We start from the raw sequence: 19,893 nt of genomic DNA on the forward strand, positions 1-19,893 counted from the left end.
TGCGCGGACGCGCGCATCGGTCTTCGGTCACCCGCTTAATCCGTGTGCGAAGACTCGAACAGGCGGTCGCGCGATCCGGTCAGGTGCTGGAGCATCAACTGGCGCGCCGCCTCTGCGTCCCCATCGGCAATCGCCTTTGCGATTGCCTCATGCTCGGCGAAAACACGCGTCAGGCCGGATGCCTCCCGCTTCACCGACATGCCGTGGAACTTCATTCCCACTGCAATATGGTCCTTCAGCGCTTCCATCGCAGTGGAGAAATAGCTGTTTCGCGCCGCCCGCGCGATGGCGAGATGGAACTGATAGTCGGCATCCTCGCGGTGCGACTGGCGATTGGTCGCATCCCGCATCAGTTCGAGCGCCTTCCGGATCGCCGCAAGCCTCTCGCCATCGTGCCGCAAGGCTGCCGCGGCCGCCGCTGCCGGCTCCAGCGTCAGCCTGAATTCGTAACAGTTGAGAAGATCAGCAACGTTTTCGAGCTGTCCGAAGCCGAGCGGCTCGCGCAGGCCAAAAGCCCTGACATAGCTGCCGGAGCCTCTGCGGGAATAAATAAACCCCTGCTCGCGCAGCCGGCGCAACGCCTCGCGCACGACGGGTCGCGACACTTCGAATTCCATGGCGAGTTCATGCTCGGTCGGCAGCCGCTCATCCGGCTTGTAGGCGCCGGATTTGATCGCCCGGTGCATTCTCTCGAAAATAATGTCCGGAAGTGCCTTGCGCGCCGTTTCTTTCATCAGCCCCATCTGGTCAGCTCTCTCCAGCGTCATTGTCGCCAAGCATCATTTTCGCGATCCGTTTCAACGTGTCAGCTTGCCCAAAACCGCCGGATTTCGCAATGATGCATTGATCTCCGGACCAGCCGACCCCGAGACCCGGCAGGCATTCGCCAGCAAGACGCAGACGCGAAATGCCCATGGCCCGTAGCACGGCTTCTGCCGTGGCTCCGCCAGACAACAGCAGCCTGCCCGCCCTGGCGGTAAAATGCGGCACGACGCCTTCCGCCAACCGGTCTGAAACCGCAAGCGGCGACAGATTTTCCTTACCCTGCGTCGCTTGAACCAACCTCAGACCGGCATCGTCATCGGGGTGTCGCGGCATAACGCCATTCGGCGCCTCAATGATCGAGACAGGCCCAGCGCTTTTGAGAACGTCAATCTGCTCCACGGTGATCGGATCGCGAGACCCGATGACAAAAAGCCCCCTGCCGGGTGGAACGAACGCCGCTTCAGGAACAGCCTGCGCCGTCATCGCTTCAGCCAGCGCCTCGGCAAGCCCACGCGCGCCGACCAGAAGATCGGCCCCCTCCACCTGCGCGGCGGCGAGAGCTTCCCTGATATCGCCCTTTGATCGCGTATCGGGTATCGTGCAGCGGCCGGCATGTCCGCCCAGCCTTTCATGAACCGGAATGGCAGCTTCGACGCCAAAGCCGGAAACGGTTCCGCCCATAACGAAGCGTCCGAAATCCGGAATGGCGGGCGCGACAAGCGCGTGCCGATAGGAAATCGCATCCATTTCCGCCGCAATATGCCCTTTCAGGCGGGAATCGATCTTCTTGAAAAGGATGGTATCGGCCGGAACCAGCCCCAACAGTTCCTGCGTGCGAAGCCGGGCTTCATCCGCTTCGCCATCGCGGCAGCCGAGATTGACGCTGAGGACGGCAGGCGCATCTGCGAGCGCCGCACGCACACCGTCAAGCCCGATGGCGACCTCGGTCGCCAGCCCACGCCCGGCAAAGGGGGCGGCGGCGTCGAGCGCTCCGGTCAGATCATCGGCAAAAATCAGCAGCACGGGCGAGGCCTTCATAAAAGTTGTAATGTTTTGCGTCGATAAATTTATTTATAATCAATAGATAAATGGATGTGAATAACAAAAATTATGGCGCAGCTTTTCGGACTGGCCAATCAGCCGCAAAGAGGCTCAAAGGACGAGAGAAAAAATCGGAAACGGCAAAAAAGAACGCCAAACGCGGGCCGCAGCCATATATGGAGAGACGGTCGAGAGATGGCGAACGAACAACGTCGCTAGATGAACCGGAAGGGCAGGCCCGAGATGAGTGCCTTGACGAAGCGCTTCTTCTGAAAGCGTCCATTCAACGATACACGCGGCAACTGCGTCGGCTTTTCAAGGCTGTGGGGACCGATAACGCCAGCCTGCGTGGTCACGGCCGCGGAAAATCCTGCATCGTGAACCGCTTTCGCTTCACGTTCTCCCACGGCCTTCACCCAACCATAGGGATAGGAAAAGGACCGTGGCCGGTTGCCGGCATAGGCTTCCACACGGCGCGCCGATTCCGCAATCTCATAAGCCAGACGCGCCGCATCGATCTTGCGCATATTCACATGCGTCATGGTATGCGCGCCGAAATGCACCAGAGGGTCCTTCGCCAGCACCCTGAGCTCATCTTCATCCATGACAAGTTCGTCCACGATCGCGATGGGATCGACGCCATGCTGCCTCGCGACACGATCGATCCTTTCCACCGCCTCGTCTTCCGAAAAGTTCTGGACAAAATCTTCAAGCCGCGTGAATGCCTCCACTTTCTGCGAAGGGCTGGCGCATGCCACCTGCTCCGGCCCCGCACCGAAATCGAATTCGAAAGACGTGGCTTTCTGCGTCAGGGCAGCAGCGGTTTCCCACCAGAGGCTGCGTGTTCGCTCCACAAAACCCGGCGTGATGAAAATCGTGTAGGGAACGGCATATTTACGGAAGATCGGCGCGGCATAGTCGGCATTGTTTCGATAGCCGTCATCAAGCGTGAAGGCGCAGAACGACCGGCCTTCGTGATTATCGGCAAGCAGAGCCGGCAGATCGTGCAGATGCACGGGAACGAGACCGCATTCGAGTGCGGCCTGTATCGCCTCTTCCAGAAATTGCGGCGTGACGGACAATTGCACATTGGGTGCGAAAGCCGAAACAGCCCTTCCGGGGCGCACGTGATGAAGCGTGAAGATCACACCACGACCGGCAAAAGACGGAAATGCCGAGCGGACGGCCGGGAGAGAACTCACCTCCAGCCCCGCCCTTATGGCCCCATATTTCACAAGGCGTTTTATCGGCTGAAAAAACATCCTCCCCGATTGTCCTGATGTCAGGCCGGGAAGAAGGCGTTTTCTCACGACTCTCGAGATCGTCAGCGGCAGGTCGATCAGACCCGGCAAGGGATCATTCGGCGCAAAGGCGGCCCAACTGCGGATCTTGACCAGAGACGCGAAATAGTCGCCGATTTTCGCCTGCCCTCTCCGGGCCAATGTGAAGGCGGCAACGGCATCGCGGACAAGATAGGACCAGGAGACGCCCTGCCGCGCATTGCCGGGCTGGCCGACCGGCTCGCCATTGGCGACCCGCCATAGCAGGGCGCCAAGGTCGATGCCCGCCGCAGAGCAAAGGCCAAACCATGACCATGGGCGCGGATTAACATCGAGAAGCTTCAGTTTCCCGTCCCGGCCGTCGAGCTTGAATTCCGCCTCGACCAGCCCGCTATGGCCGGCCGATTTCAGTATTTTTCGGGCCGCATCCACCGCTTGCCCGTTGTCGACGACCTCGACGCGGGTGCTGGTATAGCCGAAATCGACAGGATATTGCCGGGCGCGCCGGGCAGTGAATTCCGCTACCGGCTCTCCATTCAGCCAGAGCGCGGCGTAGGAGAACTGGCTTTCTCCCCCACCCGGAATGAGTTCCTGCACAACGACATTGCCGGCGCCGATCTCTCCGCTCGCATCGGCAAAAGCCGTTTTCAGAGCATGTCGGTCATCGGCGCGAATGACTTTCGCCCGGGCGATGGTGGTATCGCCACCCCCCATATTCGGCTTGAGAATGACGGGAAACAATATGTCCAGCGTATCGATGTCAGCGGCCGATGCCAGCGCATAGGTTCGCGGAATACTGACGCCAAGTTCTGCGGCGCGCTGGTAAAGCAACGGTTTTTCGCAGAGCCATTGCAGGGCCGTCCAATCCGGCAGGATGATTTTGTAGAGCGAGGACAGTTCCTCACGATGTTGCGCAACGAGCTGGACCTCTCCGTCGCCGGACGGCACGAGCAGACAGCCCTTCAAACCATGCTTGTCCGCCATTTGACGCAGGAACGGCAGTGCCCCGGCATCATGCGGGCCGGCCCAGCGGATCGTTTCCCGCACGAAACGCGACCAACCCGGCAAAGGGGAATCGTGAGTGAGGTAATAAACAGGCACATTCAGGGCGCCGAGACTTCGGGCAAGGGCGAGCGTGCCGTGAGCGCCGCCGACAATAACAACACCTGGAATGGTCAAAGCCTGATCCCCGTCCTATTCCATATCTTGATCGCAAAAATTGATAAATAAATTGGATATTTCTAAAGTATTGGGCGGACGGATATCGAATTGCGAAAAATCCGAAACGCCTGATCTTTTGCAGGCGTTTCGGAATTGCTTTGAAAAAAGGAGAGGCCGCCTCACGCCTCCTTGCGGACGGGGCGTGGATCGCCGTTGTCATCCACCGCGACCATGATGAAGACGGCCTCCGTCACCTTTTCGCGTGAATCCTGATAGTGTCTGCGGGTCCAGGCTTCGATCTTCAGCGTGACGGAGGTGCGGCCGATCTTTTCGATTTTGGTGTAGACACACAAAGTATCGCCGATCTTGACCGGCTTCTTGAAGACGATCTCATTGACTGCGACGGTAACGGTGCGGCCCCCGGCCACATCATTGGCGCGGACGAAAGCGGCAAGGTCCATCTGCGACATGACCCAGCCGCCGAAAATATCGCCGGCCGGGTTGGCATCGGCGGGCATCGCAAGCGTTCTGAGCGTGAGTTCCATATCGGCGGGCGGTTGCTGGTCCATGTCTCAAAGTCCTTTCACAAGCCTCCCGCTGCCGGACTTAAACAACCGCACCTCATCCGCCAATAGCCGATTTGTCGCGGCAGCCCTTCCAAAACAGCAAGGAATCACAGAGCCATCGTAAGCTTCGGTTAACCATGATGAGGCACGATTCCAAAAAACGCGAGGGCGTGCGAATGGCCTATGACTGGAGCGGAAACAACACAATACAGCAGCGCTACGACCGTATCGTCCTGGTGGTCGCCAGCGTCGTCGCCATCAGCCTGGCGACCGGCACCCTTGCCCTGCGTTCGCAGGTGGAGCCGGACACCACCATAAGCCTTGCCAAACAGCAGCGGCTCGATTCGGACAAATGGCATTTGCGGCTCTAGCCCGCCCCGAACAGGCGAATGGCCCGATGACCTATTCCGGAGCGCTCCCGGCCCTGGAGATATTTTCCTTCTGCGCGGTGTGGTCGAGATGCGCCACAGCCGGGGCGAGAACCGACAGGAATGTTTCCGACCGGCCGATATAGAAGATCGCCGCACCGTCGATCCCGTTCAGAACCTCCGCCAGCGTATCCTGCGTCTGTTTTTCCAGCCCCTCAAGCAAATCGTCGATAACGACGAATTTCGGCTTCAGCAGCAGGGCATTGGCCACCCGGATACTGGCCTGCTCGTCTGAATCCAGTTTTTTGTCCCAGCGAATATTTTCCTCGAGACGAGACGCCATCTCGCCAAGCCCGCAGGCTGTGAGCGCCGAGACATAATCCGCATCGGCGAAACGCTGGGGCGCGCGCGGATAGGCGAGGATTTCACGCAGCGATCCCGCCGGCAGATAGCCGTGCTGGGCAATGAAAAGCGTGTCGGACTGCTCGGGCATCTCGATCCTGCCCTGTCCCCAGGGCCACAGGCCTGCCATCGCCGCAAACAGCAGCCTTCGGTTCACGCCCTGCTCGCCATTGATCATCAGCCGTTCGCCCGGCCCGATCTCGACTTCGCTCTCACGCAGCTGGAAGCCGCGATCCAAATCCTGCCCACCCGCATCGCGGCAGATCACTACCGACTGGAGGCGGATTTTTTCATTCTCCGCGCTGCGTTGCAGATCGATCGTCAGGCCGTGCTGTTCGACGCTGTCCATCTGGATAAGAGCGTTGCGAAACACCGAAACGCGCTGCAACGTCGCCTTCCAGCTGGCGATCGGCCCGAAATTGTCGATATACCAGCGCAGCGCCGTGTTGACCTGGTTGAACGCACCGACGGCCATCATCAGCCCGCCGAAGGTGAGGTTGCCGGAGAAATAAACCGGAGCCGCGATCAGGATCGGCGCCACCACCGCCAGCCAGCCATATCCCGCCGAAACCCATGTCAGATGCGTCAGCGCCATGGCGAGCCCACGAATGACGCCGAGCACCGCATCAATATCGATGCCGATCCGCCGCCTTTCGTTCTTTTCGCCGCGCGCAAGGGCAATGGCGGCAAGATTTTCGCTGGCCCGCATCAGTGAGAAGCGAAGCTCCGCCTCTTTGGAATAACGCTCGGCATTGAGCCCCACCAGCCGATAACCGACGAGATTGCTGAGCAGGGAAGCCGAACCGGCGTAAAGGATCGCCGCCCAGACCATATAGCCGGGGATCGCATAGGTATCGCCGCTGATGGTGATGGTAAAACCAGCCGAGAGCGACCAGAGGACGCCGATAAAGCTGACGAGCAGGATCGTCGCATTGACGAGACCGATGGAAAGCGCCGTGCTGCTTTCAGCAAGGTTGCGGACATCGTCATGCAGGCGCTGGTCGGGGTTGATCGCAATGGTGCCGAAACCGGCAAGACGGGCGGCCCGCCCCGGTTTCAGCCATTGATCCACCATATCCTTGGCAAGACCCTCGCGCATGTTCAGCGCCGTCATCTGGTTCAGCCAGGTCTGGATGACGTTGAGGAGAAGCAACAGCCCCGCGATGATGGCGAAGACCTCCAGCTGGTGAATGAAGGCGGCAAGATCGCGCCGCTCCAGCGCGTTGTAAAACGGCGCGTTCCATTCATTGAGCCTGATCTGCCCATAGGCGGTGAGCAATATCACCGTGAGCAGCGCTATCGACAGCAAGATCAGCCGGGTGCGCACCGGCGAGGTCCAGAAGGCACGCCCCATCATGCGCAGCTGCGCCGGGAAATCGAGATCGAAACCCGAAAGATTAGCCGCGCTTTTGCGCTGATCGTCGGTCACCGTTGTTGCCATTCATTCCATTCCGAAACGTCAGTCGGCAAAGAAAGCGGGTCGCGATTCTGCGCCTTTCGTTGCCAAGCAATAACACGCCGTTCGACCTTGTCCACAATCCCGGCGAAATCTCAGCTGCGATGATTGAAAAGCCCGGACAATTCTTACCGCAGGCAAATATCGCGGCCTCGACCAACAATGCGGTTGCCCCCGGAAATGATCCTTGCTTTCTTTTCCTGCATTGCACAAAATCCGAATAATTTCAGAGGGGCGGACAAACCGCATAAGCCGGAAAACCGGGCAAGGCAGATTAATGGCGATCAAAGCGAGCATCTATCATCTGACGCATTATAAATACGACAATCCGGTTCGCCTTGGACCACAGATCATAAGATTAAAGCCCGCCTCGCACTCCAGAACCCGCGTTATCAGCCATTCGCTCAAGGTTTCGCCCTCCAATCACTTCGTGAACCTTCAGCAGGATCCCTACGGCAATTACCTCGCCCGCTTCGTTTTTCCCGAGCCGGCGACGGAATTTAAGATCGAGGTCGATCTTGTCGCCGATATGACGGTTTACAATCCGTTCGATTTCTTTGTGGAGGAAGAGGCGACAAAGTGGCCCTTCGACTATCCGCAGGAATTGCGTGACGACCTGTCCATCTACACGAAGCCGGAGCCGACAGGCCCGCTGCTCGCCGCCTTCATGGCCACCGTCGACCGCACGCCGGGGCAACAGACGGTGGACATGGTCGTTGGCCTCAATGCCCGCCTGCAACAGGAGATCGGTTACGTCATCCGCATGGAACCGGGCGTCCAGACGCCGGAGGAAACGCTTGCTTCCGGCAAGGGGTCCTGCCGCGATACGAGCTGGCTGCTCGTGCAGGTTCTACGCCATCTTGGCCTTGCCGCCCGTTTCGTGTCGGGATATCTCATTCAGCTCACCCCCGATCTCAAGGCGCTGGATGGCCCATCCGGCACCGAAGTGGACTTCACCGATCTGCACGCCTGGGCCGAAGTCTATATGCCCGGCGCCGGCTGGATCGGCCTCGACCCCACCTCGGGGCTTCTGACGGGCGAGAGCCATATTCCGCTGGCGGCAACCCCGCATTACCGCAATGCGGCGCCGATTTCCGGCGGTTATTACGGCCATGCCAATACGGAATTCGCCTTCGACATGCAGGTCCGGCGGGTTGCCGAAACGCCGCGCATCACCAAACCTTTTTCGGATGAAAGCTGGGAGGAACTCAATGCGCTCGGCCAGGAGGTCGATGATGTTCTGAACAGCCATGACGTCCGGCTGACCATGGGCGGCGAACCGACCTTCGTTTCCATCGACGATTTCGAATCCGACGAATGGAACACCGGCGCGGTTGGGCCGACAAAGCGTGAAAAGGCCGATGCCCTGATCCGCCGCCTGCGTGAACGTTTCGCACCGGGCGGTTTTCTGCATTACGGGCAGGGAAAATGGTATCCGGGCGAAAGCCTGCCGCGCTGGACCTTCTCGCTCTATTGGCGCAAGGACGGCCTGCCGATCTGGCAGAACCCGGCGCTGATCGCCGAGGAGGGCGCAAATACAGGCGTCAAGGCGGAAGATGCGCAGAAACTGCTGGGCGGCATAGCCTCCCATCTCGGCATCGAGCCGGAACTGGTGCTGCCGGCCTATGAGGATCCGGCCGAATGGATCATCAAGGAAGGCAGCCTTCCCGACAATGTCGACCCGTCCAATTCCAAACTCAAAGACCCGGAGGAGCGAAACCGCATGGCCCGCGTCTTCGAGCGGGGACTGACGACACCGACCGGCTATATTCTTCCCGTTCAGGCGTGGAATGCGCGCGCCATGGGCAAACGCTGGATCAGCGAAAAATGGAAGACGCGGCGCGGTAAAATATTCCTCGTTCCGGGTGACAGCCCGGTGGGTTACCGCCTGCCGCTCGGCACCCTGCCCTATGTGCCGCCATCCGCCTATCCCTATATTCATGAAGCTGATCCTTCGATCCCCCGCGGTCCGCTTCCCGACGTCCTGACGCCATCGGGCCGCGCCATGCCCGAAGCCTCCTTCCATGCCAGCGAGGCCCCGGGGCAGGAGCGCATAGAACAGACGCTCGGCGAAATCGGCGGCGCGGTGCGCACCGCCATGTCGGTGGAACCGCGTGACGGTCGGCTCTGCGTCTTCATGCCGCCGGTGGAGCGTATCGAGGACTATCTGGAACTGATTGCGGCAGCGGAAGCGGCAGCCGCCGATCTTGGCTTGCCCGTCCATATCGAGGGTTATGCGCCGCCGCATGACGAGCGCGTCAATGTCATTCGCGTCGCACCCGATCCCGGCGTCATCGAGGTCAACATCCACCCCGCCGCGGGCTGGAAGGATTGCGTCGACATCACCACGGCTGTTTATGAGGAGGCGCGCCAGTCGCGTCTCGGCGCCGACAAGTTCATGATCGACGGCCGCCACACCGGCACCGGCGGTGGCAACCATGTGGTCGTGGGCGGCGCCAACCCCAATGACAGCCCCTTCCTGCGCCGGCCCGATCTTCTCAAAAGTCTCGTTCTGCACTGGCAGCGGCATCCCTCGCTCTCCTATCTCTTCTCAGGTCTCTTCATCGGCCCGACGAGCCAGGCGCCGCGTATCGACGAAGCCCGCCACGACAGTCTCTACGAGCTGGAGATCGCGCTTGCGCAGGTGCCTGCCCCCGGAGAAGGCGTGCCGCCGCTGCCATGGCTGGTCGACCGGCTGTTCCGCAATCTTCTGACGGATGTGACGGGCAATACCCATCGCGCGGAAATCTGCATCGACAAGCTGTTTTCGCCTGACGGGCCGACCGGCCGCCTCGGCCTTGTGGAATTCCGTGGTTTCGAAATGCCGCCCAACGCGCGCATGTCGCTCGCCCAGCAATTGCTGGTGCGCGCCCTCATTGCCCGCTTCTGGAAAAACCCGGCCGCCGGCAAATTCGTGCGCTGGGGTACGGCGCTCGCCGACCGCTTCATGCTGCCGCATTATATCTGGGCGGATTTCCTCGACGTGCTTGCCGATCTCAGGGAAAACGGTTTCGACCTCAAGCCGGAATGGTTCACCGCCCAGCAGGAATTCCGTTTCCCCTTCTTCGGCGAGGTGGAATATGAGGGCGCGAAGCTGGAACTGCGCCAGGCGCTGGAGCCCTGGCATGTGATGGGTGAACAGGGCGCCATCGGCGGAACGGTGCGTTATGTCGACAGCTCCGTCGAGCGCCTGCAGGTGCGGCTGGAAACCTCCAATCCCGCCCGTTACGCGGTGGCCTGTAACGGCCGCGCCGTTCCGCTGACGCCGACGGAAAACCGCAGCGTCGCGGTCGCCGGCGTTCGCTTCAAGGCATGGCAGCCCGCTTCCGGCCTGCATCCCGTTCTGCCCGTCAATTCACCCTTGACCTTTGACATTTATGATACATGGTCGAGGCGATCGATCGGCGGATGCATCTACCATGTTGCTCATCCGGGCGGGCGCAATTACGAGACGTTTCCTGTCAACGGCAATGAGGCCGAGGCACGCCGCCTCGCCCGTTTCGAACCATGGGGGCATACGGCAGGGCAATATCCGCTACAGGCGGAAACCATGTCGCCAGAATTTCCGCTGACGCTCGATCTGCGTCGGCCTTACGGAGTGTAAATTGTCCAAAGCCCCGGCAACGGAACGCAAGACGGAAACGAGCGCGCAACCGCGTGGGCTTGAATATTCCCCCTTGCCGGGCGTTGCCGACGAAATGCTCGATACCAACGGCAAGGTCAGGCCGGTCTGGAAGACCCTGCTCGACGCCCTGTCGCGCATGTCGGAACGGGAATTGCACGAGCGCTTTGCGCGCACCGACCGCTATCTGCGCGATGCCGGCGTGTTCTATCGCGATTACGGCAAGGGCAGCAGCGAAAGAAACTGGCCGATCTCCCATATTCCGGTGCTGATCGACGACAGGGAGTGGGCGGTTCTTTCCGAAGGGCTGAAACAGCGCGCTAATCTTCTGGAGGCCATGGTCGCGGATTTTTACGGCAAAAACCGGCTGGTCAAGGAAGGTTTCGTGCCGCCGGCCCTGATCGCCTCCAATCCGGAATATCTGCGGCCCATGGTCGGCGTAAAACCGGCAAGCGGCCATTATCTGCATTTCTGTTCCTTCGAGATCGGGCGCGGACCTGACGGCAACTGGTGGGTGCTGGCCGACCGGACACAGGCGCCTTCCGGCGCGGGTTTCGCGCTCGAAAACCGGGTGGCCACCACCCGTGCACTTTCCGACATCTATGCCGAAACCCATGTGCATCGTCTGGCCTCGTTCTTCGGCGCTTTCCGCGACACGCTGCAGGCGCAAAGAAAGCACCCCGACGACCGGATCGCCGTGCTGACGCCCGGCCCCGCCAACGAAACCTATTTCGAACACGCCTATATCGCCCGTTATCTCGGCTTCATGCTGCTGGAAGGCGAAGACCTCACCGTTGTCAACGGCCGCGTCATGGTCAGAACCGTAGCGGGACTGAAACCGGTCGGCGTTCTCTGGCGGCGTCTCGACGCCTCCTATTCCGACCCGCTGGAACTGAACCAGCAATCCCATATCGGCACGCCGGGCATGGTGCAGGCGCTGCGCAATGAAGCGCTTACCGTCGTCAATGCGCTCGGCAGCGGCATTCTCGAAACGCGGGCGCTGCTCGCCTTCATGCCCCGCATCTGCCGCCACATTCTGGGCGAGGAGCTGAAACTGCCCTCCATCGCCACCTGGTGGTGCGGGCAGGAATCGGAACGCCGCCATGTCGCCGGCAATATCGAAGGCATGGTCATCGGCCCGGCCTACTCAAGGCTTCCCTTCTTTGACGACAACGGTCAATCCGTGCTCGGCTCATCGCTGCGCGAAACGGCGAAGGAGTCGATCAGCGACTGGCTCGCCTCCGACGGCCACAGGCTGGTGGGACAGGAGGTGGTGACGCTTTCGACAACCCCGGCCTATATCGACAACAAGCTCGTCCCGCGCCCGATGAGCCTTCGCGTTTTTGCCGCGCGCACCCAGGACGGCTGGCAGATCATGCCCGGCGGCTTTGCGCGCATCGGCAGCGGCGACGATGTTTCCGCCATCGCCATGCAATCGGGTGGAAGTGCTGCGGATGTCTGGATCGTCAGCGACAAGCCGGTGGAACGCACCACGCTTCTGCCGGCGGAAGAAAGCTTTACCCGCAATATGCCGGGCAGCCTGCCGAGCCGTGCAGCCGACAATCTCTTCTGGCTCGGCCGTTATATCGAACGTTCGGAAGGCGCCCTGCGCATACTGCGCGCCTGGCACGGGCGTTATGCCGAATCTGCCGATCCGCGCCAGCCTTTGCTCGCGCATGTGACACGCTATCTCGAAGCGCTCGATGTGGAGATGAGCGATGCCGTGCCGGAAAGCCTGCTGAACAACATCAACAGCGCGCTTTATTCCGCCAGCAATATCCGCGACCGCTTTTCGCCTGACGGGTGGCTGGCGCTGAACGACCTTGCCAAAACCGCCCGCCGTTTCCACGCGAAAGTCGCCCCCGGCGACGACGCTACCCATGCCATGACGATCCTGCTGCGCAAGCTTGCGGGCTTTGCCGGTCTCGTGCACGAAAACATGTATCGCTTCACCGGCTGGCGTTTCCTCTCGATCGGCCGTTACCTGGAACGCGGCCTGCATATGACGCGTCTTCTCGGCCATATGACCGGCCCGGATGCGCCCGACGGCTCCTATGACATGCTGCTCGAAATCGGCGACAGCGTCATGACCCATCGCCGCCGCTACAACGTCAATACGGCCGGCCTGACCGTGACCGATCTTCTGGCGCTCGACCCGCTCAATCCCCGCTCGATCCTGTTTCAGCTGAACGAGATCCGCACCGAGGTGGAGCAGCTTCCGAACGCCTTCGTGAACGGTCAGATGTCGCCCTTCTACCGCGAGGCGATGCGGCTGCATTCCGGGCTTGCGGTCATGACGCCGGAAAACATGAACGGCGCGATCTATCGCCAGCTCGAAACCGACATGGAACATCTCTCCGATGTTCTGGCCCGGACCTATCTCGGATAATCCTATGCTTTACGATCTTTCCCTGCATATGGGTTACACCTACGACACGCTGGCCCACGGCGCGCGCCACATCATCCGTGTCCTGCCGCTCTCCATCCCCGGCCGGCAGCGGCTTGTCGCCGGCTCCATCGATGTTTCGCCGGTGCCGGAAGAACGTGCCACCTTCGAGGATTTCTTTCATCAATCGGCCACGTCAGTGCATCTGCGCGCGCCGCATGAGAAGCTGGATATCCGCATGCAGGCCCGCGTGATGGTGGAGGCGCCGGCGCTGACGGCGGATTTCTCTCCGGAACTCTCCCGCCTGCCGCAGGACCTAGCCGATGTCTGGTCGCTCGATTTCCAGTCGCCGCACCACTTCATCGGCGCAAGCCCAAGGATCGGAATGGATGCGGCAATATCCGCCTATGCCCGGGAATTGCTGAAACCCGGAATGACCATTCGCGAAATCGCGCTCTCTTTGTGCAAGCGCATCCATAAGGACTTTACCTATGACGGCGAGGCGACGACCGTCGATACGACGCCATCGGAAGCCTTCAAGCTGAAGCGCGGCGTGTGCCAGGATTTTTCGCATATCATGATCATGGCGCTGCGCAGCCTCGGCATTCCCGCCGGTTATGTCAGCGGTTTCCTGCGCACCATTCCACCGCCGGGCAAGGAACGGCTTGAAGGCGCCGATGCAATGCATGCCTGGGTTCGCGTCTGGTGCGGAGAAGCCGCCGGTTATCTGGAACTCGATCCCACCAATGATATCGTCGCCGGAAGCGACCATATCGTCGTCGGTTACGGCCGGGATTATTCCGATGTCGCCCCGGTGATCGGTGTCTTGAAGAGCTATGGCAATCAGCAGATAAAACAGGCCGTCGACGTCGTCCCCGTCCAATAATGACACGATGTGTATTATTGCGGCCATCGCGCCAAACAATTCTTGAAAATACTTCGAAAACTGCTCCAATTTGAACGCTTCTTAAAATTGAACCGATCGCGTTAGCGGATTTTACATCGTTTGCGGCTTTTCTGCGCTCAGTCGAATATTCTAATCCGTGAGCCCGTCATGACCGCCTCTGCAAATCAAAAACCGAAGCGCCGTTTTTTTGCCGATACCAGCGGCAATTTCGGCATGATGACGGCCATTCTGCTGCCGGTGTTGCTGGGTTTTGCCGGCGCCGGCATGGAGTTGGCGAATGTGATGCAGGTGAAAGCGGATATGCAGAATACCGCGGATTCTGCAGCCCTTGCGGCAGCGACCGAGGCCCGTTTGAAAATGGGCGACCTGACGGACGAGCAGATCAAGGCAATCGCCAGGAACTTCATCGCGGCCCAGATGGAAAAGAACCTGACCGCAGAAGAGAAAAAGGAACTGGAGCAGAATTCTCCGACCAATATCACGACAAGCGAAAATGCCCGCGGCAAGACCTACACCGTTGAGACCACGATCAACCACCGCGTACAGCTCAATCCGCTGCTGGGATTCATTGGCGCAAAAACACTCGATCTTTCGGTAACGGGCACCGCAAAGAGCACCGTCAACAAGGGCGCACCGATCTCCATGTATCTGGCGCTTGATCGTTCCGGTTCGATGTCATTCAAGACGGACACCATCAATACTGCGAAAAAATCGTGCCCGGTTTATACGGCTGACAATTGGGGTACCAGCGAAGCGAAGGCCACATCCAGTCCCTGCTATGTCAACAAGGCCACGTCGCTCAAAACCGCCGTCGGGTTCCTCGTCGCAACATTGAACAAGGCTGATCCGACCTACACGGCTAACGGCGGTTCAGAGCTCGTCCGCACCGGTGCCTCGGTCTATACGCACGAGACATATGCTGCTCAGCCCATCAGCTGGGGTACGGGCAGTGTCGCCAGCTATGTCAACAAACAGATCCCGGAATTTCCCTCCGGCGGCACGGATGCCCGCAGCAGCCTGAACGCCGCCTATAACGCCCTTAAAAAAGCCAACACCGACGAAGCAAAAGCACACAAAGACAAAGGCAGTGAATCGTTCGAGCGCTACATTGTTCTCATGACCGACGGTGAAATGACGGGCAACAGCGCCTCGTGGAACTCCAGCATCGACCAGTCCGTGCGCACGACCTGCGAGACCGCCAAGAAAGACGGGATCAAGATTTTCAGCGTTGCCTTCATGGCGCCGGACAAGGGCAAGTCGCTGTTGCAATATTGCGCATCCAGCCTCGACAATTATTACGCGCCGGAAAACATGGAGCAGATCGTCACAGCCTTTGGCGAAATCGCGCGCAAGGCTGCCGGCAGCATAGCCACGCTCACCAACTGATTCTGTTTCCGGAGCGTCTTGTCGGCTGCATGGCTGACAAGACGTGTGCGGCAGGTGACAGCGGCGGCGGCCCGTGGCATAGGAGGGCCGCTCCCATTCACAGGCCCTGTCATGATCCGCATCGAAAACATCAGCAAGTCGAACAGTCACCGTATTCTTTATATCGAGGCCTCCGCCGCGCTCAATCGCGGCGAGAAGATCGGCCTTGTCGGTCCGAACGGTGCCGGCAAGACCACGCTGTTCCGGATGATCACCGGCGAAGAGCAGCCCGACGAGGGCCAGGTCGTCGTCGAAAAGGGCATGACGGTCGGTTATTTCGATCAGGATGTCGGTGAAATGTCCGGCCGCTCGGCCGTCGCGGAAGTCATGGAAGGCGCAGGCCCCGTCAGCGAAGTGGCGGCCGAACTTCGGGAACTGGAAGCCGCCATGTCCGATCCTGACCGGATGGACGAGATGGACACCATCATCGAACGTTACGGCGAAGTGCAGGCGCGTTATGAGGAACTGGACGGCTACGCGCTGGAAGGCCGTGCGCGCGAAGTGCTGGACGGGTTGAGCTTCAGCCAGGAGATGATGGACGGCGATGTTTCCAAGCTTTCCGGCGGCTGGAAGATGCGCGTGGCGCTCGCCCGCATCCTCTTGATGCGCCCGGACGTGATGCTGCTCGACGAACCGTCGAACCATCTCGATCTCGAAAGCCTGATCTGGCTCGAGGATTTCCTGAAAAACTACGACGGCGCTTTGCTGATGACCTCGCATGACCGCGAATTCATGAACCGCATCGTCACCAAGATTATCGAAATCGACGCCGGCAATCTCACCACCTATTCCGGCGATTACGGCTTTTACGAACAGCAGCGTGCGCAGAACGAAAAGCAGCAGCAGGCGCAGTTCGAACGCCAGCAGGCCATGCTCGCCAAGGAAATCAAGTTCATCGAACGCTTCAAGGCCCGCGCTTCGCACGCCTCGCAGGTGCAGAGCCGCGTGAAGAAACTCGAGAAGATCGACCGCGTCGAACCGCCAAAACGGCGTCAGACGGTGGCTTTCGAATTCGCGCCGGCGCCCCGGTCGGGCGAGGATGTCGTGGCACTGAAGAAGGTGAACAAGGCCTATGGCAGCCGCACGATCTATGGCGAGCTCGATTTCATGGTCCGGCGCAAGGAACGCTGGTGCATCATGGGCGTCAACGGCGCTGGAAAATCGACGCTGCTGAAGCTGGTGACCGGCACGGCAGAACCGGATTCCGGCAATGTCACCCTCGGCGCCAGCGTCAAACTCGGCTATTTCGCCCAGCACGCCATGGATGTTCTGGATGGCGACAGCACCATTCTCGAATGGCTGGAGGAGCGTTTTCCGAAGGCGGGGCAGGCGCCGTTGCGCGCCCTTGCCGGCTGTTTCGGCTTTTCCGGCGACGACGTGGAAAAACGTTGCCGTGTTCTGTCCGGCGGTGAAAAGGCCCGTCTCGTCATGGCCGCCATGCTGTTCGATCCGCCGAACTTCCTCGTGCTGGACGAGCCGACCAACCATCTCGATCTCGACACCAAGGAAATGCTGATCAAGGCCCTGTCGGATTATGAAGGCACGATGCTGTTCGTTTCGCACGACCGCCATTTCCTGGCCGCGCTTTCGAACCGGGTGCTGGAACTGACGCCCGATGGCATCCACCAATATGGCGGCGGCTATACCGAATATGTCGAAAGCACGGGACAGGAAGCACCGGGCCTTCGCAGCTAAGATAGCTGCCGGACGCGTCGCACTGTAACGGCAGCTTTCGTTTGGAGACTGGAGAAACAGATGCGGATCGTGGTCTACAGCGCCAAGCCCTATGACAGGCAGTTCCTTGACGCTGCCGCCCACGCTGGCATGCGGATGCAATATTGCGAAGCACGCCTGTCTCTCGAAACAGTGGCGCTGGCGGAGGGAGCGGCGGCGATCTGCGCCTTCGTCAATGACGACCTGTCGCGGCCGGTGCTTGAAAAGCTGGCGGAAATGGGTGTTCGGCTCATCGCCCTGCGCTGCGTCGGTTTCAATCAGGTCGATCTCGCCGCGGCCGAAAAGCTCGGCCTGACCGTTGCGCGCGTGCCGGCCTACTCGCCCTATGCGGTCGCCGAACATACCATGGCGCTCATCCTGTCGCTCAACCGCAAGATCCATCGTGCCTATAACCGTGTCCGCGAAGGAAACTTCGCCCTCGACGGTCTTCTCGGCTTTGATCTTCACGGCAAGACGGTTGGCATTGTCGGCACGGGTAAGATCGGGGCGATTTTCGCACGCATTGCGGCCGGCTTCGGCTGCCGTCTCGTCGGCCATGACGTCCGGCCAAATCCGGATTGCGAAGCACTGGGCATGGTCTACGTCACGCGCGAGGAACTGTTTCGAACATCGGACATTCTGGCGCTGATGTGCCCGCTCACACCGGAAACCCGTCACCTCATTCGCCGGGAGACGCTGCCTCTTCTGAAAAAGGGCGTGATGCTCGTCAATACCAGCCGCGGCGCCATCATCGACACGCAGGCCGCGATTGCGGGTCTGAAAGACGGCAACATCGGCAGTCTCGGCATCGATGTCTATGAAGAAGAGGCCGATCTCTTTTTCGAGGATCTTTCCAACGACGTGCTGCGCGACGATGTTTTCGCGCGGCTGCTGACCTTCCCCAATGTTCTGGTCACCGGCCATCAGGGCTTCTTCACGCAGGAGGCCCTCAGGAACATCGCGGACACCACGATCGGCAATATCGAAAGCTTTTTCGATACCGGAAAGGCGCTGCATGCGGTTTCCACCCAGCAGTTTGCCGGCCCGGCCTAGTGTCTCCGGGACGATTTTTAATACCATTCCGCGCGTCGTTTATATGAAAGCGGGTAAAATTGGTATGATCATTGAGTTTTACTGAAATTCATCATACATATTTGACAGGCTCTATGCCTGCCTCGATTTCAATGCATGGTGACCGACGTGCCTGAACAGCAAAAACAGCGCAGCAAATCCTCCGGTTCTCTGGTCAGCAGAGTTAGCCTCAGCCTGAGAAACGCGATTGCCTCCGGGCAATATGGACCCGGCGACCGCCTGCCCAGCGAAATCGAAATGACGGAAACCCATGGCGTCAGCCGCACCGTGGTGCGCGAGGCGGTGACGGCGCTACGCTGCGACGGGCTGGTGGAGGTTCGTCAGGGTGCCGGCATCTTCGTGCTGAAACGGGAAAAGGAGGCGTCGCAGACACCCGGTATCGACCGCGCCCGGCTCTCTTCCGATCTGGAGGTGCTGGAAATCAGGACGCCGCTCGAAATCGAAGCGGCAGGGCTCGCCGCCCTCCGTCGTTCGCCATCGCAGGAGGAAGCGATTTTCGACTGTCACGCCCGGCTTCTGCAATGTATTGAGGAGAACCGCTCCATTCGCGAGGCGGATCTGGCGCTGCATCTGGCCATTGCGGCCGCCACCAACAATCCGCTTTTCACACAGTTCCTCGAGCTGCACGGTCAGGCCGTGATTCCACAATCGCGCGTGGTTTCCGAAACCGGCGAGAACGACCAGACAGCTTACCGGCGATTGATCCACAAGGAACATGAAGCCATCGTCATCGCCATATCGGACCGGAACGAACAGGCCGCGAAGCTGGCGATGCAGGCGCATCTGCGCGGCAGCCAGCACCGCTACCGCGACATGATGCGGGACCTGCGCGGCATCGCGCACAGCTAAAGGGTTTTCAGTAAAACCGGGTTGTAGCTCTGTGCCCGAAAGGGGCGATCAGGAGCTACGGCGCTTCCCGCAGATCCGCTCCCCAGACCTCGATTTGCGTCAGCGCGGGAAAGGGCGAAGGGTCGTCCGCCTTTTTAAGATCATGCAGACGAATCCATTCCACCTGGCGCGGCGCGACCGGGAAGGTTTGGGCCGCGCCGGTTTTTTGCAGGGAAAAGCTCGCGCTTTCGCCGTCGGAAAAAGTGACGCTCGCTTTTTCCCACCAGGCATCGTGGGGGAAGTCCGCCCGCAGGTAAAAAGTCAGCTGGTCGATGAGGACCGCGCGGCCAAATACAAGCGTCAGCGAAGCTTCTGGATCGCGGTTGATGCCCCAGCTTGTATAGGGCCAGAAGCCGTGGCCCGCGCTCGCTTTTTCGCCATCGATGACATTGCGGGCTGCGAAGGCCGCCTCCCCGCGCGTTTCCGTGCTCGCATAAACATGCGGAAACAGCGAGGTGTTTTCATGATCGTCAAACGGGTTGAGGGCCAGATTCCTGCGAACTCCGATTTCACCGGCAAGTGTGCGGCGCGCGGCGATCCGGTGAAGGTTACCGCTGAAAGCCTGCGGCGGATAGGATTTGCGTTTCGCCGCGGAAGGAACGGGCAGGATGAACTCGTTTCCGTGCAGGAAAACCAGCGTCGGCGGCATGCCGGCGTCAAGCGCAAGCCAGATATGACCGGGCTGCGAAACCTCAACGACGAGCCTGTCGCCCTCGCAATATTCTGCGCGATAGACGAGCAAAGCTTCGTCCTCCGCTCCGGCTTCCGCCAGAACATCACCCAGCGCATTGACGACCTTGAGTGTAAGTTTCATCGGCACT

The 19,893-nt window shown here is 60.0% G+C and carries 14 protein-coding genes; 8 read left to right on the forward strand and 6 right to left on the reverse strand.

Annotated elements, in window-relative coordinates:
• Positions 1-35 precede the first annotated feature (35 nt).
• The 4 genes from ACIK7D_RS16720 to ACIK7D_RS16735 all read right to left on the reverse strand — a co-directional run bounded on the left by ACIK7D_RS16720 (position 36) and on the right by ACIK7D_RS16735 (position 4,816).
• The gene (locus ACIK7D_RS16720) at positions 36-743 is read right to left on the reverse strand and encodes a FadR/GntR family transcriptional regulator (protein ID WP_003506041.1); all 708 of its coding nucleotides are present in this window, start codon (positions 741-743) and stop codon (positions 36-38) included.
• Positions 744-747: 4 nt separating this feature from the next.
• On the reverse strand, positions 748-1,788 hold the full coding sequence (locus ACIK7D_RS16725) for a four-carbon acid sugar kinase family protein (RefSeq protein WP_400156853.1): 1,041 nt from the start codon (positions 1,786-1,788) through the stop codon (positions 748-750).
• Positions 1,789-2,021: 233 nt separating this feature from the next.
• The gene (locus tag ACIK7D_RS16730; RefSeq protein WP_400156854.1) at positions 2,022-4,265 is read right to left on the reverse strand and encodes a polysaccharide deacetylase family protein; all 2,244 of its coding nucleotides are present in this window, start codon (positions 4,263-4,265) and stop codon (positions 2,022-2,024) included.
• Between the two features lie 161 nt (positions 4,266-4,426).
• Positions 4,427-4,816 carry an acyl-CoA thioesterase gene (locus tag ACIK7D_RS16735; protein ID WP_035260778.1) on the reverse strand — a complete coding sequence of 130 codons (390 nt, stop codon included), beginning with the start codon at positions 4,814-4,816 and terminating at the stop codon, positions 4,427-4,429.
• 134 nt (positions 4,817-4,950) lie between these two features.
• Between ACIK7D_RS16735 and ACIK7D_RS16740 the strand changes: the two genes are divergently transcribed.
• Positions 4,951-5,184, forward strand: a complete 234-nt coding sequence (locus tag ACIK7D_RS16740; protein ID WP_127755489.1) for a hypothetical protein — start codon at positions 4,951-4,953, stop codon at positions 5,182-5,184.
• A 31-nt stretch (positions 5,185-5,215) separates the two neighbouring features.
• On the opposite strand, the gene ACIK7D_RS16745 is transcribed toward ACIK7D_RS16740, so the two are convergent.
• Complete coding sequence (locus ACIK7D_RS16745; RefSeq protein ID WP_400156855.1) at positions 5,216-7,024, reverse strand: ABC transporter ATP-binding protein/permease; 1,809 nt, start codon at positions 7,022-7,024, stop codon at positions 5,216-5,218.
• 292 nt (positions 7,025-7,316) lie between these two features.
• Here ACIK7D_RS16745 and ACIK7D_RS16750 point away from each other — a divergent pair, with 292 nt between their 5' ends.
• From ACIK7D_RS16750 to ACIK7D_RS16780, 7 genes are all read left to right on the forward strand, one after another.
• Positions 7,317-10,643 carry a DUF2126 domain-containing protein gene (locus tag ACIK7D_RS16750; RefSeq protein WP_400156856.1) on the forward strand — a complete coding sequence of 1,109 codons (3,327 nt, stop codon included), beginning with the start codon at positions 7,317-7,319 and terminating at the stop codon, positions 10,641-10,643.
• A 1-nt stretch (position 10,644) separates the two neighbouring features.
• Positions 10,645-13,050, forward strand: a complete 2,406-nt coding sequence (locus ACIK7D_RS16755; RefSeq protein ID WP_400156857.1) for a circularly permuted type 2 ATP-grasp protein — start codon at positions 10,645-10,647, stop codon at positions 13,048-13,050.
• 4 nt (positions 13,051-13,054) lie between these two features.
• Positions 13,055-13,933 carry a transglutaminase family protein gene (locus tag ACIK7D_RS16760; RefSeq protein WP_080819591.1) on the forward strand — a complete coding sequence of 293 codons (879 nt, stop codon included), beginning with the start codon at positions 13,055-13,057 and terminating at the stop codon, positions 13,931-13,933.
• 168 nt (positions 13,934-14,101) lie between these two features.
• Positions 14,102-15,340 (forward strand): TadE/TadG family type IV pilus assembly protein, encoded by a 1,239-nt coding sequence (locus tag ACIK7D_RS16765; protein ID WP_080819592.1) that lies wholly within the window; start codon positions 14,102-14,104, stop codon positions 15,338-15,340.
• Positions 15,341-15,451: 111 nt separating this feature from the next.
• Positions 15,452-17,074, forward strand: coding sequence for an ABC-F family ATP-binding cassette domain-containing protein (locus tag ACIK7D_RS16770; RefSeq protein ID WP_003519640.1), 1,623 nt, complete (start codon positions 15,452-15,454; stop codon positions 17,072-17,074).
• A gap of 60 nt (positions 17,075-17,134) precedes the next feature.
• Positions 17,135-18,145 carry a 2-hydroxyacid dehydrogenase gene (locus ACIK7D_RS16775; protein ID WP_400156858.1) on the forward strand — a complete coding sequence of 337 codons (1,011 nt, stop codon included), beginning with the start codon at positions 17,135-17,137 and terminating at the stop codon, positions 18,143-18,145.
• 135 nt (positions 18,146-18,280) lie between these two features.
• The gene (locus ACIK7D_RS16780) at positions 18,281-19,033 is read left to right on the forward strand and encodes a FadR/GntR family transcriptional regulator (RefSeq protein ID WP_127755484.1); all 753 of its coding nucleotides are present in this window, start codon (positions 18,281-18,283) and stop codon (positions 19,031-19,033) included.
• Between the two features lie 55 nt (positions 19,034-19,088).
• On the opposite strand, the gene ACIK7D_RS16785 is transcribed toward ACIK7D_RS16780, so the two are convergent.
• Complete coding sequence (locus ACIK7D_RS16785; protein ID WP_127755483.1) at positions 19,089-19,886, reverse strand: carbohydrate-binding protein; 798 nt, start codon at positions 19,884-19,886, stop codon at positions 19,089-19,091.
• Between the last annotated feature and the right edge of the window lie 7 nt (positions 19,887-19,893).

The organism is Agrobacterium sp. P15N1-A (assembly GCF_044626815.1).
GTDB classification, from domain to species: domain Bacteria; phylum Pseudomonadota; class Alphaproteobacteria; order Rhizobiales; family Rhizobiaceae; genus Agrobacterium; species Agrobacterium leguminum.